The 16,358-nt window shown below is 67.2% G+C and carries 16 protein-coding genes; 9 read left to right on the forward strand and 7 right to left on the reverse strand.

Going from position 1 to position 16,358, the window contains the following annotated elements:
- Positions 1 to 179 (forward strand): RsiV family protein (locus tag Q0W90_RS16685; protein ID WP_297775305.1); only part of this gene is annotated, 179 nt, incomplete at its 5' end.
- Positions 180 to 207: 28 nt separating this feature from the next.
- Here the strand turns inward: Q0W90_RS16685 and Q0W90_RS16690 are convergent.
- The 4 genes from Q0W90_RS16690 to Q0W90_RS16705 all read right to left on the reverse strand — a co-directional run bounded on the left by Q0W90_RS16690 (position 208) and on the right by Q0W90_RS16705 (position 3,291).
- Complete coding sequence (locus Q0W90_RS16690) at positions 208 to 696, reverse strand: glutathione peroxidase (protein ID WP_297775298.1); 489 nt, start codon at positions 694 to 696, stop codon at positions 208 to 210.
- Between the two features lie 23 nt (positions 697 to 719).
- The gene (locus Q0W90_RS16695) at positions 720 to 1,256 is read right to left on the reverse strand and encodes a hypothetical protein (protein WP_297700836.1); all 537 of its coding nucleotides are present in this window, start codon (positions 1,254 to 1,256) and stop codon (positions 720 to 722) included.
- Between the two features lie 131 nt (positions 1,257 to 1,387).
- Positions 1,388 to 2,305 carry a DMT family transporter gene (locus Q0W90_RS16700; RefSeq protein ID WP_297596926.1) on the reverse strand — a complete coding sequence of 306 codons (918 nt, stop codon included), beginning with the start codon at positions 2,303 to 2,305 and terminating at the stop codon, positions 1,388 to 1,390.
- Positions 2,306 to 2,409: 104 nt separating this feature from the next.
- Positions 2,410 to 3,291, reverse strand: coding sequence for an oxidoreductase (locus Q0W90_RS16705; RefSeq protein ID WP_297700834.1), 882 nt, complete (start codon positions 3,289 to 3,291; stop codon positions 2,410 to 2,412).
- A 186-nt stretch (positions 3,292 to 3,477) separates the two neighbouring features.
- On the opposite strand from Q0W90_RS16705, the gene Q0W90_RS16710 reads away from it, so the two are divergent.
- From Q0W90_RS16710 to Q0W90_RS16740, 7 genes are all read left to right on the forward strand, one after another.
- The gene (locus Q0W90_RS16710) at positions 3,478 to 4,506 is read left to right on the forward strand and encodes a diacylglycerol kinase family protein (RefSeq protein WP_297596920.1); all 1,029 of its coding nucleotides are present in this window, start codon (positions 3,478 to 3,480) and stop codon (positions 4,504 to 4,506) included.
- Positions 4,507 to 4,927: 421 nt separating this feature from the next.
- Complete coding sequence (locus tag Q0W90_RS16715; RefSeq protein ID WP_297775299.1) at positions 4,928 to 8,191, forward strand: thioester reductase domain-containing protein; 3,264 nt, start codon at positions 4,928 to 4,930, stop codon at positions 8,189 to 8,191.
- Between the two features lie 35 nt (positions 8,192 to 8,226).
- Positions 8,227 to 9,135: a metal-dependent hydrolase gene (locus Q0W90_RS16720; protein WP_297596916.1), complete on the forward strand. Its 909-nt coding sequence runs from the start codon at positions 8,227 to 8,229 to the stop codon at positions 9,133 to 9,135.
- A gap of 17 nt (positions 9,136 to 9,152) precedes the next feature.
- Positions 9,153 to 10,076, forward strand: coding sequence for an alpha/beta fold hydrolase (locus Q0W90_RS16725; RefSeq protein ID WP_297775301.1), 924 nt, complete (start codon positions 9,153 to 9,155; stop codon positions 10,074 to 10,076).
- Positions 10,077 to 10,078: 2 nt separating this feature from the next.
- On the forward strand, positions 10,079 to 11,161 hold the full coding sequence (locus Q0W90_RS16730; RefSeq protein ID WP_297701271.1) for a PDR/VanB family oxidoreductase: 1,083 nt from the start codon (positions 10,079 to 10,081) through the stop codon (positions 11,159 to 11,161).
- 32 nt (positions 11,162 to 11,193) lie between these two features.
- Positions 11,194 to 12,387 carry a cation:proton antiporter gene (locus Q0W90_RS16735; RefSeq protein ID WP_297775307.1) on the forward strand — a complete coding sequence of 398 codons (1,194 nt, stop codon included), beginning with the start codon at positions 11,194 to 11,196 and terminating at the stop codon, positions 12,385 to 12,387.
- A 185-nt stretch (positions 12,388 to 12,572) separates the two neighbouring features.
- Positions 12,573 to 13,547, forward strand: coding sequence for a nitroreductase family protein (locus Q0W90_RS16740; protein WP_297701207.1), 975 nt, complete (start codon positions 12,573 to 12,575; stop codon positions 13,545 to 13,547).
- Here Q0W90_RS16740 and Q0W90_RS16745 read toward each other — a convergent pair whose 3' ends face one another.
- Positions 13,548 to 13,973, reverse strand: coding sequence for a pyridoxamine 5'-phosphate oxidase family protein (locus Q0W90_RS16745; protein WP_297775303.1), 426 nt, complete (start codon positions 13,971 to 13,973; stop codon positions 13,548 to 13,550). It abuts the gene before it with no gap.
- Between the two features lie 208 nt (positions 13,974 to 14,181).
- Between Q0W90_RS16745 and Q0W90_RS16750 the strand changes: the two genes are divergently transcribed.
- Entirely contained in the window at positions 14,182 to 14,850 is a 669-nt protein-coding gene (locus Q0W90_RS16750) for a response regulator transcription factor (protein ID WP_297596906.1), read from the forward strand.
- Between the two features lie 74 nt (positions 14,851 to 14,924).
- On the opposite strand, the gene Q0W90_RS16755 is transcribed toward Q0W90_RS16750, so the two are convergent.
- Together Q0W90_RS16755 and Q0W90_RS16760 are read right to left on the reverse strand one after the other, a co-directional pair.
- Positions 14,925 to 15,614 (reverse strand): PAS and ANTAR domain-containing protein, encoded by a 690-nt coding sequence (locus tag Q0W90_RS16755; protein ID WP_297596904.1) that lies wholly within the window; start codon positions 15,612 to 15,614, stop codon positions 14,925 to 14,927.
- Positions 15,615 to 15,713: 99 nt separating this feature from the next.
- A complete protein-coding gene (locus Q0W90_RS16760; RefSeq protein WP_297596902.1) occupies positions 15,714 to 16,163 on the reverse strand; it encodes an HSP20 family small heat-shock protein in 450 nt (149 codons plus the stop codon).
- Between the last annotated feature and the right edge of the window lie 195 nt (positions 16,164 to 16,358).

Consider the following 16,358-nt stretch of genomic DNA (forward strand, 5'->3'; position numbering starts at 1 on the left):
CGGCACCGCCGGTGACCATCGCCCCGGCCGCCGCCTACGACCCGGCGAACTATCAGAATTTCGCCGTCACGAACGACGGTGTGATCTTCTTTTTCGACCAAGGTCGTATGCTGCCCGACGCGGCAGGTGCCACTCAGGTGTTGGTGCCGCGCTCCGCGATCGACCCGATGCTCGCTTAGCGAGCGCACGGGGTGGGAAAGCCCGTGTCTATCGCGGCAGCACGGCCTCGATGGCGCTGATGACCTCGGGGGCGTCGGGCTCGGTGCGGGGCCGGAAGCGCTGCACCACCGCACCGTCGGGGGCGAGGAGAAACTTCTCGAAGTTCCACTGAATGTCTCCCGCGGTGCCGTCGGAATCGGCGGCTTGGGTCAACTCGGCGTACAGCGGGTGACGGTCATCGCCGTTGACGTCGGTCTTCGCCAGCAGCGGGAATGTCACCCCGTAGGTCGTCGAGCAGAATTGCTGGATCTCGTCGGCCGTGCCGGGTTCCTGGCCCATGAACTGGTTGCAGGGGACGCCGACGACGGTCAGGCCGCGGCCGCCATAGTCCTTGGCGAGCTTTTCCAGCGCCGTGTATTGCGGAGTCAGTCCGCATTTGGAGGCCACGTTGACGACCAGCGTTGCGCCGTCGGACAATTCGGCCAATGTGGTCGGCTGGCCATCGAGGGTGAGCAGGGCGATGTCTTTGAGGGTCACGCTCACGACGCTAACGCAAAGATCTAGAGCCAGCCGGTGCGGGCGGCAGCGACCGGCTCGGCGGGCGCCGGGGCCAATTCCCCGTCGCGCACCCCGTCGAGGAGCCGCCGTACGGCGGCGACGATCTCCGGGGCCGCCGCGGCGAGCCCCTTCTTATCGGCTTCGCTGACCTCACCGGCGTGGACGCCGGCCCGAGCCAGCACGGCGGCCGGGTCGGCCAGCTGATCGGCCAACCAGGACAGCGGGTCGGCCGACAGCTCCGGCACGAAGTGCCGACGACTGGGTTCCCAACCGTTGAATCGTGGGTGGTGATGGGCCCGGTCCAGCGTCCCGGGCGGGCTCTCCGCGGATCCGAAAAGGTCCACCCGCCACACCGGGCGGGTGAAGGCGATCGGGACGCCGGCATAGATCGAGCCCTGGGGCTCGGCCCGGTCGACGAGGCGCAGTTCCAGCCTGACTCCCCGCTCCGGGGTTTCCTGACCTTCGAGCGGGTTCGGGTCGATGAAATACATGTCTCCGACGACCACACCGAGGGATTCGAATCCGAACGCTGCGAGCATTGCGCACCTTTCCTTACCGCCACTCGAGCGTAGACCGGGCGGCGCGCGTGCGTTCCGCTACCGAGGATGGGTGGTCGCCGAGGCGCCGTGATTTTGCGAAGGTCGGTTCACATGGGGTGTGCCGGCCTGGCTCACGCTTGGTAGACCGGCTTCGGCCGGTCAGTGGGTTTCACGTCACGCCCCGCGCCGGCCGACATGGTGGCCGCCTCGCCGCGCGCCAGACCCACCGTCGCGACGATCACCACCGCCGCCGTCACCGCGAGAACAACCCAGTCCCAGCCGCCGGCCGCCAACGTCTCGCCGAGCACGACGATCCCCAGAACCCCACCCACCACCGGCTTCGCCACGATGATCGTCGGCAGGGAGGCGGTCAGCGCGCCGGCCCGGTACGCCGATTGGTGATAGATCATTCCGGCCACCCCGCAGGCCACCAGCGCATAGAGCTCGAACGAGTGCCACAACCGGCCCGGGTCGTGCTCGAGGATGTCGACGACACCCTTCATCAGGACCGCGAACACCGCCAGCAGCGAGCCGGCCACGGCCGCCAGCAGCAGCGCCGCGATCGGGCGATCCACCCAGATGCGGGCGCCCAGCAGACCCAGCAACAACAGCGGGCCGATCACCGCGGCCACCACGAGCCACGTCTGCAGCGATGCCCGCTGATGACCGCCGGTCGGGTCGCCGATGGTGATGAGTACGGCCAACGCGACCGCCAGCAGCAGCGCGTAGGTCCACTCCCGGCGAGTTATCGGGTGCTGGGACATCCGCGTGTAAATCGGCAGCGCGAACAGCAACGCCGTCACCTGCAGCGACATCACCAGCAACACCGAGCCCTTGTCGAGGGCGGCCGCCAACAGCACGTAGCTGCCGATGTCCCCCAAACCGCCCAGCCACCACCGCTTATCGCGCAGCAACATGCCGAACAACGTCAGGTGGCCCACCCGTTTGTCGGTGACTTCCTGTGCGGACCGCTGTCGGACGACGTTGCCGATCGCGGATGCCAGCGCGGCGCACAGGGCAAGAAGGGCCGCCAGATTCGCGTCAGACACGGCATACCTCCTTACCCACTGGCTTGCGATTGACTACCAATTTAATCGCGGCCCGGGCGACCTGTGCATCGAAGGTCGCCCGGCCGCGAAATGACGCGGCCGGCTCAGAGCGGGAACTTGGTGCCGGTGAGCCGCTCGGACAGCTCCCAGAGCGCGGCGGCCGTGCCCGCGCGCTTGGCCGGCCAGTTGCGCCACGTCGGCTGGGTGCGGCCGTACAGTCCGAACCGGGGCCCGACGAAGGTGTTGCCCGGCAAATCCTGCGAGACCGCGTACAACGTCTGGCGGGCCCCGAAGTCGGCATCGGTGGACACGATGCGGTCGACCGCCAGGACGGCCGCATCGCCGAGTTTGCGGCCGGAGTTGCCTTGCAGGTTCGTGTGCGACCAGCCGGGGTGGGCCGCCAGAGCGCGCAGCGACGTGGGAACGCCGTCCAGACGCCGTTGCAGCTCGCTGGTGAACAGCAGGTTGGCCAGCTTCGACTGGCTGTAGGACAGCCACGCCGAATACGGCCTGGACGCAAAGTTCAAGTCTTTGAGGCTGATATAGCCGAAGTGGTGCATCAGCGAGGACACCGTCACCACCCGGTCGGTGAGAGTGGGCAACAGCAGGTTGGTCAACGCGAAATGACCGAGGTGGTTGGTGCCGATCTGGCCCTCGAAGCCGTCGACGGTCACCGCGTGTTTGGTGGCCATGATGCCGGCGTTGTTGACCAGGACGTCGACCTTGTCGATGCCGTCGGCGAAGCGCCGCACCGACGACAGGTCCGCCAGGTCGAGGTGGCGCACCTCGGCCCGACCGGCCGCCGACCCCGTCATGCGCGCGGCGGCGGCCTGTCCCTTGTCGGTGTTGCGGACGGCCAGGATGACGTGGGCGCCGACCCGAACCAACTCGCGGGCGGTGATCTCGCCCAGCCCGGCGTTGGCCCCGGTGATGACGACAGTCCGTCCGGTGAACGAGGGCAGCTCGGCTGCGGTCCAATCGGCCATGGCAGACACCCTAACTACGTAACTGCCACGGCTGCCGCCGGGCCGAGCCGGCTTGCGCCGGCGCCGAGGACGCGTTGCTGGTCCGGCATCGCTCACGGGTATGGTGCCTGGGATGACCAGCGACATCCCACCGGTGCGGGCGTCGCGGCGGCGGTGCTTTGTCAGGTACACGCGGGGGATCGCCGGATGTATTTAGGCGTCATCGTCAATCCCAAAGCGCGGAATAACCGTGCCGCTCCCCGCGATCGCATCGACGAACTGCGTCGCCTCGTCGGCCCGTGGGGCGAAGTGCACGAGACCCCGTCCCTGGACGATCTCCGCGAAACCATTCAGCGGATCGGTCCGCGGGTCACCCACCTGGTGGGCGACGGCGGCGACGGTGCGCTGCACTGGTTGATCAACGAAATCGAGCAATGCATCGGGGATCCGGAACGCTGGCCGACGTTCGTCCCCTCCAACGGCGGCAGCGTGAACGCCGTTGCGCGCAAGGCCCGGGTACGCGGCCGGCCGGAGGCGATCGTCCGCGCGTTGACAGCCGCCGCCGAGGCCGATCAGCCTCCGCCCGAGGTCTGCCTGGACACCCTGGTACTCGACGGCGAAACCGCCGACGGCACGGCCTTTCATCGGCTCTGCTTCGGGCTGGCGGCCGGGGGTGTCGGCAACCGCTTCTACGACCGGTATTACGACGCTCCCGATCACGGTCGGCTGGCCGTCGCGCGGGTGATCGCCCGCAGCTTCGGTGACTACATCACCTCCAAGGTGGCCCCGAGCCGGGTGAAGACCCCGAACTACGCCTCGGTCCTGTTCACCCCGACGAGCGCGCGTGTGGTCATCGACGGCGACGAGGTCCCGTCGCGCACGCACAGCCTGCTGCACGCCGGCGCGATCGACCTGCGCATCGGTGGGCCCCTGCGGTTGTTCCCCAAGGCGTCCGAGCCCGGCGCGCTGCACTTTCAGGCCGGATACCTGCGGCCCTCGAGAATCGTCGTGCAGCTTCCTACGGCGCTGACCAACGGCATGTTGCGCGGCGACGGGCTGCGCGATGTCAACGGCCGCGAGATGATCATCGAAGCCGTGGACGAGCCGCTGTCACCCATCATCGACGGGGAGCGCTTCCTCGGCATCGTAAAGCTGGTGGCCCGGGCGGGGCCGCGCATCCGCATCGCCCAGGTCGCGCCGTCTGCCATCGCCCGGGTGCGCGGCGCGACCGCGTGATCCCTGACACCGCCCGGTTCGGCATCGGGCGGGGAAACGACCTCCAAAGCCAAACCCGGAATTGTTTTCCCAGCTTTGCGAGTTCCCCATTAGGACGGGCGGGCGAGGGAAACATTTCTCGACGTTCGGCGCGGATATGAATTACGTGGATTAGCAGATCCGTAAATCAGTATCCTAGGAGTCGGTTGGCCAATAAGTCCTGCTCATCGACCACTGAAATACTGAAGTACGTATCGGCGTAAATCCGCATTTATGCAATTAACTCCGACGCTTAAGTTGCACCTGTGAATGTGTTGTGCGTGGTCCATTAATGTGGCCAGATGTTTTGCTCTACATTGGTCTTTGGCGCTACATTGGTTTTATATTAACGACGAAAGTCGTTCCCGGACTAAGTCCAAACGCGGAAGGGGGTCGCTCCTACATGGCGACGCTGATCGATTACCTGCACAAGTGGGAGGCACAGAGGCCGGACCAGACCCTCTTCCGGTTCGTCGATGCCGACAGGCGCGAACTCGAGCGCTACACCTACGAAAGTTTCGCCGAACGGACGCGCGAGTTGGCCGCCTATCTGTCGGCGGAAGCCGGACTGCGGCCCGGAGATCGGGCGCTGCTGGTCTACCCCCCGGGTTTGGAAATGGTCGCGGCATTCTTCGCCTGCGCGCGCATCGGCGTGATCGCAGTGCCCGTCAGCCCGCCGTTGCCGATGGCGTTCGAAGCGGGGCTGGCCAAACTCAGCTTCATCGCGCGCGACAGCCAGGCCAAGGCGGTGCTGTCCACCAAGCAGCTTGAGCACACCTACAACCTGCTTGTCGGCGAGCGCGATGGCGGCCAGCCCTGGCCGGACAACCAACGACTTCCGGACCTGCCCTGGTTCGCAACCGATAGCACACGGGAATTCGGCGGCGCCCCCGTGGCGGACACGCCCGGTCCGGTGCTCTTCCTGCAGTACACCTCCGGTTCCACCAGCGACCCCAAGGGCGTGGTCGTCAGTCACGCCAACGTCATCGCCAACGCGTCGGCCTTCACGAACAGCGAAGTGGCGGTCAGCTGGCTCCCGCAGCATCACGACATGGGCCTGATCTCCGCCTATCTGTTCGTGCTGGTGATCGGCGGAACCACACACGGGATGTCGCCTGAGGACTTCCTCAAGCGGCCGTCGGCCTGGCTGCGGCTCATCAGCGACGTGCGCGCCACCCAATCGCCGGCGCCCAACTTCGCCCTCGACTATTGCCTGCGTGAGGACAAGCTTCCCGCGTCAGAGCTGGATGGGATCGACCTGAGCAGCCTGGACTCCATGGTCATCGGGGCGGAGCCACTGCGGGCCAAGACCTTCGCACGCTTCCGGGAACGCTTCGCTGCCTTCGGTCTGCGGTCCGACGCGGTGACCGGCGCGTACGGCTTGGCGGAAAACACGCTGGGCGTCACCCTCCGGGGGCGCCAGACCCTGGCCGTGAACAAGCGGGCGCTGCAAGACAACGTGGTGCGGGTGGAAAAGGCCCTGCCCGAGAACAACAACCAGACCCCGCTGGTGAGCAGCGGCCAGCCCATCGCCGAAAGCGTCGTGCGTATCGTCGATCCGCAGACGAAGCAAGACCTGGGTGAGGGCCGGATCGGTGAGGTCTGGGTGGACGGCCCGTCGAAGGCGGGCGGCTATTGGCACCGCCCCGAGCTGAGCTCGGAGGTGTTCGCGGCCCGTATCGCGGGCGATGACGAACACACCTATCTGCGCACGGGTGACCTCGGCTTCCTGTACGAAGGCGAGCTGTTCGTCTGCGGGCGGACCAAGGACCTGATCATCATCCGCGGCGTCAACACCTACCCCTCGGACGTCGAGGCCGTCGCCGAGCGCTCGGCCGCGCAAATCCGCAACGGCTGCGTCGTCGCGTTCTCGGCCGAGCACGACGAGCAGGAAGCGCTGGTCCTGGTGGCCGAGGTGCGCGACGAACACGCGCTGCCGGACGCGAAAGCGCTGGCCCGGACGATTCGCAGGCACTGCCACATCGACCCGCACACGATCGTGTTTGTGCCGGCGCGCACCATTCCCAAGACCACCTCCGGCAAGGTCCGGCGCGCGCAGACCCGCCAGCTCTGGCTGGACGGCACGCTGCCTGCGTTCACGACCTGGGTCAACCCGGCGGCCACCCGCGCCCACGACGGCCCGGATGCCGGTGCCGGACCCCTGGGGCGCTTCCGCAACCTGATCGAGAGCTACGACCTGAGCGGTGATGAGGACTGCTCCTTCGCCGATCTCGGCATCGACTCGCTGAGCCTGGCCGAGCTCCGTACCGACCTGCAGGGCTTGCTCGAAGAGCACGGCGCGGGCGAGCTCGCCGAAGAGGTCAACACGCGCCTGCTCCAGCGGCTGACGGTGGCCGAATTCTTCGGGCTGATACGGCAATTCGGCGAAGGGTCCGGGCAGCCGCTCGACGCGCTCCGCACGTCGCTGGCCGAGATTTCCGACGAGTACGAGGCATACGAGGCCGCCCAGATGCGCGCCGACGCCGCGCTACCCTTGCCGGAGCTGGCGCCCGCGCGACCGGGTGCGCCCACCGACATCCTGCTGACCGGCGCGACCGGATTCCTGGGGCCGTTCCTGGTAAGCAGCCTGCTCGCGCGGACCTCCTACACCGTGCACGCACTGGTGCGCGCCACGGACGCGGCGCACGGTCTGGACCGCATCGTCGCGTCGCTGCGCCGCGCCCAGCTCTGGACGCCGGCGCTGGAAGCCGAGGTCCGCGCGCGGGTGCGGGTGATCTGCGGTGACCTCGCCGAGCCCGCGCTGGGCATCGGGGAGGCGGCCTTCGGGCAACTGGCCGAGAACATCGACGCCGTCGTGCACAACGGGGCCCTGGTCAACTACGTCCGGACCTACGACGCGCTGCGGCCCGCCAACGTGGAGGGCACCCGCGAGCTGCTGCGGTTGGCGATGACCGCCCACCGCAAGACCTTCCACCTGGTCTCCAGCACCTTCATCTACGGCTGGAGCACCGAGCCGGTGGTCGGGGAGTGGGACGCGAACGAGAAGATGTCCGGCCTGGACTTCGGCTACTCGCAGACCAAGTGGGTCGGCGAGCAGCTGGCGCTGGCCGCACAGCGGAAGGGACTCGACGTCCGCATCTACCGGCCCTCGCTGATCTCTCCCACCCGGGCGGGTTTCGGTAGCCAGGACGACATCTTGGTGCGCCTCACGGCGTTCATGATCGAGCACGGTCTGGCCGTCAACGCGCTCAACCAGATCAGCCTGCTGCCGGCGGACCTGATCGCGGATCACATCGTCGCGCTGATGGCCCTGCCGGATGAGCCGGGCGGCGCCGGGGCGCCGGTGTACAACATGACCGCGGACGACTACTACAACCTCACCGACATCACCCGGATCTTGTCCGAACGCTACGGGTATCGCTTTGAGTACCATGACATCTCGTCCTTCGCCGAGCAGCTGAATCGTCGGTGCACGCAGAGTGATCAGATGTATCCGCTGGTCGACTTCCTCACCCGGGCGACGGATAAGATCGCGGCGATGCGGGACAAGCGCTACGACAACACCCAATACCGCCGCCGGCGGGCGCAGGCCCAGGTCGGATTGCGCGAGCCGGCCCTGACCGACACGGTCGATCATCTGGTCCGGTTCTTGCGCAGTGAGCGCCTGATCACTGAGGTGGAGGACGAGGCACAACGCAGCGCCTAGCACACGACAACCTAGCGACATAAGGGGGCGCACCGATGTTCACCGTCGATGACAAGGCAGCGGGCCCGCATGACGCCTCGCTCGATCACGAGCGAATCGTCCTGCAGGCGCGTGACGTCGACTTCGATTGGTCGACGCTGCCGTTCTACTACGTGCCCGACGAGCCCTTCACCACCCACTTCTGCAACGTGCTGCACCTGCTGCTGCCGGCGGGTGAGGAGTTCATCGTCGACGCGTTCAAGGACACCTTGCCGCTGATCAAGGACGATCAATTGCGTCGTGATGTGCAGGGATTCATCAGCCAGGAGGCCATGCACTCCCAGGCGCACGCGGGGGTGCTCGGGCACTTCGCGGCCAACGACGTCGACGTCACGCCGTTCACCGACCAGATGCGTTGGCTGTTCGCCCAACTCATCGGTGATCGCCCGCGCTGGAGCCGGCGCCGACGGCAGAGCTGGTTGCTCGAGCGGGTCTCGATGGTGGCGGCGCTCGAGCACTACACCGCGATCCTGGGCGAATGGATTCTGGACACCCCGCAGCACGACGCCATGGGCACCGACCCGGTGATGCTGGACTTGCTGCGCTGGCACGGCGCGGAGGAAGTCGAGCACAAAGCGGTGGCCTTCGACACCATGAAGCATCTGCGTGCCGGCTATTGGCGGCAGGTGCGCACGCAGCTGTTGGTGACGCCGGCGCTGCTGTGGCTGTTTATCCGCGGCGTGCGATTCATGTACTCCGTCGACCCCTACCTGCCGCCGGGGTCCACGCCGCGCTGGCGCGACTACTTCCGCGCGGCCCGAAGGGGTTTGGTGCCTGGACCATTCCAGTTCCTGCGCGTCATCGGCGCCTACTACACGCCGAGTTTCCATCCGTCCCAGCTGGGCGGGGTGGGCCGTGCGGTCGACTACCTGGCCCGCTCACCCGCCGCCCGCGCGTCGCACTGAACACGGAGCGCTCGCCAATGACTCAGTCCAGCACAGTGATCGCCTCCGACGGCGTTTCCCTGGCGGTCCATGCCCACACGGAGATCGACCGGGGGCGCCCCACCGTGCTGGCGATCCACGGCTACCCGGATAACCACCACGTGTGGGACGGTGTCGTACCCGAACTCGCCGACCGGTTCAACGTGGTGGCTTATGACGTGCGTGGGGCCGGCGAATCCTCGATGCCGGCAGAGCGCACGGGTTATGTTCTGCCGCAGTTGGTTTCCGACATCGGCGCGGTGATCGACGGCCTCGGGGTGGGCCGGGTTCACCTGTTGGCCCACGACTGGGGTTCGATCCAGGCCTGGGCGGCGATCACCGACGACTCGGTGATGGGCAAGATCGCGTCGTTCACGTCGATTTCCGGGCCGCATCTGAACTATGCGGGCAGCTTCCTGCGCTCGGCGCGCACCCCGCGCGCCGTCCTCGACGTCGTCAAGCAGGCCCTGGCCTCCTCGTACATCTGGTTCTTCCTGTGCCCGGGCGTGCCGGAGTTGGCGATCCGGTCGCGGGCGACCGGGAAAGTCTTTGCGGCGGTCGAACGTATCGGCCGCCGGCGCGGCAGCGATCGGCCACGTGCGGCGACCACCCGATCGATCGGTGACTACCTCAACGGCCTCAACCTGTACCGGGCGAACATGCCCGGGCCGATCCTGTCCCCCCCGGAGCGGCTGCCGCGGACCCGGATACCGGTGCAGGTGCTCGTCGCCCGCCGGGACTTTTTCGTATCGCCTGCGCTGCAACGGTTCACCGGCTCCATTCCAGACGGCGGCAGGGTCGTCCCGATCGACGGCGGCCATTGGGCGGTCACCTCGCATCCCGACGTCATCGCCCAACTCACCGGCGAGTGGGTCGACATGACTTCGGAGCCCGCGCGTCGCAACGATGAGGGTCAGGCGTGAGAATGACTGTGACACGGGCTATTTGGGACAGCATTCCGGCCGACCTGTACGGGCGGCGCAGACGCGACCGGATGTACACGGCGCTGTACGGGGTCGGCACACTGTTCGGCGGCATGGCGTCGGCGTCGCGGTGGACGCCCGCGCGGGTCGCGCCCGTGCAGCGGACCACCACGGCGGTCGTCACCAAACGTGAGCTGCTGACGCCCGATGTGGTTGCGTTGACGCTGGCCGACCCGGACGGTGGGTTGCTGCCGTCCTGGACACCGGGCGCGCACATCGACGTCCGGCTCCCGTCGGGTCGCCGCCGGCAGTATTCGCTGTGCGGTTCACCCGGGCGGCGCACCGACTATCGCATCGCCGTTCGTCGCATTCCCGACGGCGGTGGTGGCTCGAATGAAATGCACGACACCTTCACGGTGGGAGATGCGTTCGAGTTCGAGGGACCCCGCAACGCGTTCTATCTCGTCACCGACGAGCGCGAGGTGTTGTTCGTGATCGGCGGCATCGGGGTGACGCCCATCCTGCCGATGATCCAGGCGGCGCAGCAGCGCGGGATCAATTGGCGCGCCGTCTACGCCGGACGCAGCCGCGGCTACATGCCGCTGCTCGACGACGTGGTGGCCGTCGCACCGGACCGGGTCACCGTGTGGGCCGACGACGAGCGCGGCGGCATCCCCACCGCGGCGGACCTGCTCGCCGGCGCCGGGCCGACGACAGCCGTCTACGTGTGCGGCCCCACCGCGCTGCTGGAATCGGTGCGCACCGCGCGCGACGAACACGCCGACGCGCCGCTGCACTACGAACGATTCGGGCCGCCGCCGGTGATCGACGGCGCCCCCTTCGAACTGGAACTGGCCCGCTCGCAGCGGGTGCTCAGCGTGCCGGCGAACCGCTCGGCGCTGGACGTCATGCTCGACCGCGACTCGACGACAGCCTATTCCTGCCAACAGGGCTTCTGCGGCACCTGCAAGGTGAAAGTGCTTGCCGGACAGGTCGATCGGCGGGGGAGCGCCGCGGAGGGCGACGGCGAGATGCTGGTCTGCGTCTCCCGGGCCAAAAATGGCCGCCTGGTGATCGACGCCTGAGCGCGCCGATGCGCCGCGTTTGATGCGGGACGCTGCAAAATGGCCAGGTGCAGGGATTCGGCTTCCACACTCTCGCGCTGCTGTGCGCCGTCGGTTTTGCCGGTCCACTGCTGGCCTCCGTCAAGCGCTTCCGCATACCGGTGGTCATCGGGGAGCTGGTCGTGGGCTGCGCGGTCGGCAGGACCGGCTTCGACCTCATCGATGTCGCCGAACCGACATTTCAGCTGCTGGCAAACATCGGCTTCGCGCTGGTGATGTTCGTTGTGGGTACCCATGTTCCGGTCCGCGTCAGCGCGACGCGCTCGGTATTGCCGCGGGCCGTGGCGCGCGCGATGCTGGCGGGGGGCGTCGCGGTGGCGCTGGGGTTCGGTCTGGCAGCGACATTCGGAACCGGCCATCCGGCCCTCTATGCGGTTCTGATGGCCTCGTCGTCGGCGGCGCTGGCGTTGCCGGTGATCGATTCGTTGCGGCTGCGGGGACGGCAGGTGCTGTCCGTGACAACCCAGATCGCCATCGCGGACGCAGCCTGCATTGTGTTACTGCCCTTGGTGATTGATACCCGGCGGGCGCCGACGGCGGCGCTCGGCGCGCTGGCGGTGGCGGGTTTCGCGGTGGCACTTTTCGTGGTGCTTCACATCGTCGACCGGAAGGGCTGGCGCACACGCCTGCACCGCTATTCCGAGAAGCGCCGGTTTGCGCTGGAATTGCGGACGAGCCTGCTGGTGCTGTTTGGGTTGGCGGCGCTGGCCGTCACTACCCACGTGTCCATCATGCTGGCGGGTTTCGCGGTGGGCCTGGTGATCGGCACGGTCGGCGAACCGCGGCGGTTGGCGCGTCAACTATTCGGCATCACCGAGGGGTTTTTCAGCCCGCTGTTCTTCGTCTGGCTGGGCGCTTCGCTGCAGGTGCGTGAACTGGGCGCGCATCCGAGACTGATCCTGCTGGGTGCGGGACTGGGATTCGGCGCCGTGCTGGCCCATTGCGCCGGACGGCTGCTCGGGCAGCCCCTCGCGTTCGGGGTGCTTTCGGCGGCGCAGCTCGGCGTGCCGGTGGCCGCGGCCACCATCGGCACCCAGCAGCACCTCCTTGCCGCAGGCGAAGCGTCGGCGTTGATGTTCGGCTCCGTGCTGACGATCGCCTGCACATCGATCGCCGGCGCGTCGGCCGCGCGCAGCCAGGGCGGCGCTGACGCGCCGGGTGTCCTGGCGCCGGAGAGATCCCAGTAGTCGTACGGATCCGGGACCAAGGGCGGCGATTCGCTATCGGGCCGGCGTGAATCCGGGCAGCCCTGCGACGGACCGTCCACGGATATTGCCAAAAGTCCCTTCGGCGAGTGCCATCGTGCCCTCGTGCCGCCGAACGGAAGGCGCGATCGTGGAGACGAGCAAGCGCTGCGAGAGGGGACCATGGCATGAAAGCTCGCTTTCCGGATGCAGCAACGGTCCGGACGGCCCTGACGCTGGCATCGCGAGCCCCCTCGGTGCACAACACCCAACCGTGGCGGTGGCGGGTCGACGCGGCCGGCCTGCACCTGCACGCCGACACCGACCGGCAGCTGCCTAACACCGACCCCGACGGCCGCGACTTGATCCTGAGTTGCGGCACGGCGCTGCATCACTGCGTGGTGGCATTCGCGGCGGTCGGATGGCGATCCACGGTGGCTCGGCTGCCGGATGCCACCGAACCCAGTCATCTTGCCACGATCGAACTTTCCCCCCAGCCCGCCGATTTCGTCGACATCGCGCTCGCCGCGGCCATCCCGAGGCGGCGAACGGATCGGCGCCACTACAGCTCCTGGCCGGTGCCCATGGGCGATATCGCGCTCATGGCGGCGCGGGCCGCGCGCACCGGCGTCACGCTGTGCCAGGTGGAGGACATCGACAGCCTGCACGAGATCGTCGCTCAATCGGTCCGCGATCATTTGAACCAGGGTTATCTCGCCGAGCTCACCGAATGGAGTGGGCGCTTCTTCTCGGTCGCGGGTGTCCCCGCCCACAATGCGCCCTTACCCGACCCGCAGGCCAAGATCCCGAGTCGCCTGTTCGCCGGTGCGGCGCTGCCGATGGCACCGGATTCGTCCTCGGCGGACGACAACGCCGTGGTACTCGCGCTGGGAACCCGCCGCGACGACCGGCTGGCGCAACTACGCGCCGGCGAAGCCACCAGCGCGGTGCTGCTCACCGCGACGTCGACGGGGTTGGCGAGCTGCCCGGTCACCGAACCGTTGGAGACCGCCGGAACGCGCGAAGCGGTCCGCTCCGACATTTTCGGCGACGGCCACTACCCGCAGATGCTGCTCCGGGTGGGCTGGGCGCCGATCAACGCGGACCCGTTGCCGGCGACACCGCGGCGTGACCTCGACGATTTCGTCGAATGGGTGAGCTGATCAGCTGTCCTGGACAGCACCCAGCGGTGACCCGAACCGGAATCGGCGGCCGGTGACGGTCTCGGGAACGATGCGCACATAGTGCGTCTTTTCCGACATCGTCCACGGCAGCACCTGCGCGCGCTCGGCGTCCTCGAGTTCCTCCGGCGTGCGCAGTGCCCGTGCGGTGCCCCTGACGATCACGCTCCATGCCTCGGCGACGTTGTGGTCGTCGGCTTCGAAGAGCACGCGATTGTTGATCGCGGAGCTGACCAACTTGGTTCCCCCCGCGGTGCGAAACAGCACGGTACGCCGTTGCACGACATAGTTGACCGGGAAGATGTCGGGCTGACCGCCGGCGTAGGTGACCAGCCGCCCCAGCGCGCGGCTCGCGAGGAGCTCCCAGCACTCGTGCGCTGCGAGGATGACGACTCCGTCATCGGCCATCGATCGTTCCCTTCTGTGCATGCCCGCAATCGGCCACTCCCACAATGCTATTGAGCCGCCGCCGGGAAACTCGTCGGCCGAAGGTCCTATCCCGCGGGGACCAAAGTCGTTGAACCAGTTACAGCTCGACGTTTCCTCACGAATATATGGGATATTGGACGTGTTTGTCGCATATGCCAGTTGCCGGACCGGCAGGAGGAGCGCGCACATGGTCAAAGTGTTCCTGGTCGACGACCATGAAGTCGTCCGCCGCGGACTTTCCGATCTTCTCTCCTCCGATCCCGATCTGGAAATCGTCGGTGAGGCCGGCACGGTGGCCGAAGCCAAGGCACGGATACCGGCGTCACTGCCCGACGTCGCTGTGCTCGACGTACGCCTGCCCGACGGCAACGGCATCGAACTGTGCCGCGACCTCATCTCCGATCATCCCGACCTGCGCTGCCTGATGTTGACGTCGTTCACCTCCGACGAGGCGATGCTCGAGGCGATCCTGGCCGGCGCCAGTGGGTTTGTCGTCAAAGACATCAAGGGCATGGAGCTGGCCCGTGCGATCAAAGAGGTGGGCGCCGGGAAATCGCTGCTGGACAACCGGGCGGCCGCCGCGCTGATGGCGAACCTGCGCGGTACGGCGACGCGCGAGGACCCGCTGTCCGGCCTGACCGAGCAGGAACGAACGCTGCTCGGACTACTCGCCGAGGGGCTGACCAACCGGCAGATCGCCGCGCGAATGTTCCTCGCGGAGAAGACGGTGAAGAACTATGTGTCCCGGTTGCTGGCCAAACTCGGCATGGAGCGCCGCACCCAGGCGGCGGTGTTCGCGTCGAAGCTGAATCAGCAGTCCGCCCACCCGTCGACTCCGCCGGAGTGGTCGAGTTGACCCGCGACGGTGGCGCTGGTGTGCACCGGATCGCTCTCGATCGCTGACGCCGAAAGGCGTTGTCCTGCGGTAACTTACCCTCCGCTGTCAGCGAGCCGGACACGCCGGTGCGCCGTCAGGAGAAGGTGGTCGAATTCCGACTGGGTGTTGAGCGGCAAGCCGGCGCCGCGGAAGTCTTGGGCGATCTGTTCGGCGAGTGGGCGCAGCTTGACATTCGCCTGCTGCGAAAGCCATCGGAGCAACTCGAAGGCCGCGCTGTCGCTGAGTCCGTACATCAGCATCAGCATGCCCTTGGTTCGTTCGATGCCGGCCCGATTCTCGCTGATCTCAGCGAGTTTCGCGCTGACGACGTCCTCGTGCACCTGTCCGTCCGGTTCGGAGACGTCGATGTAGAACCCGTGCGTTCCGATCACGTCGCCCTCGTCGTCGTAGAGACGATCGCCGACCACGACGACGCGGCGTACGTTTCCGCCGGTGTCGATGATCCGGTGGCGGGTGCTGAACGCCTGGCGGGTATTCACGATCTGGTCGATGGTGGCCGCGACCTGTCGGCGGTCATCGGGGTGTTTGTGCGAGAGCACCAGGTCGGTGGTGGGGACGACGCTGCCCGGCTCGTACCCGTGCATCCGCTGCACCTGTTCCGACCATTCCCACCGCTGATCGGTGAAGTAGAACCGAAACCAGCCCGCGGGTTGGGCATCGCCGCCGCACAGGGCCCGTTCGACGCTAGCCGTTTGGCCGTTGAGTTCCCATGTCGCTTCCACCTTGGCTCCTCGCTCAGTGCCGTGTGGCCGACGGCGGGCGGCGGCCGCGAGGCCGACACGCGCGCGTGCCCTGCGGCCGCCGCCCGGCCCGCCGCTCGGTCAGGCGTTGATGACCTCGCGCTTCCCCGCGCCGTCTGCGACGGCACGGGGAGCGTCGCCGCGGCCGACCGCGATCTTGCGGGGCTTGGCCTTCTCGGCCACCGGGATGTGCAGACTCAGGACGCCTTCGGCATAGGAGGCCTGAATCTTGTCGGTATCGAGGTTTTCGCCGAGTACCAGCTGGCGGCTGAACACGCCGCGCGGCCGCTCGGTGGCCAGCATCTCGCGGTTGGGGTCGACGGCCGGTCGTTCGGCCCGCACGGTCACCACATTGCGCTCGATGTCGATGTCGAGTGAATCGGCATCGATGCCGGGCAGGTCGAACTCGACGACGAACTTCTCGCCTTCGCGCCAGGCGTCCATCGGCATGACTGCCGGCCGGGCGGCCGTACCGAGAACCTGGTGGGCAAAGCGGTCGAGATCACGGAAGGGATCTGAACGCATCAGCATGGTTGTCACCTCTCACTCCGATCTAGGCGATGGTCCAATAATTTCCTATGTCTGAAGACATAGATTCGGTATAGCATCGTCGACATATTGATGCAAGTGTGCTAGACAGATTTCTTAAGCGAACCAGCTGGAGGGATGGGTGATGGTCGACCACCGCGGCGATGCCGGCGCTCCCGCGTCCGATCACGCCGTGTA

The organism is Mycobacterium sp., from assembly GCF_025933915.1.
In the GTDB taxonomy this organism is placed as follows: domain Bacteria; phylum Actinomycetota; class Actinomycetes; order Mycobacteriales; family Mycobacteriaceae; genus Mycobacterium.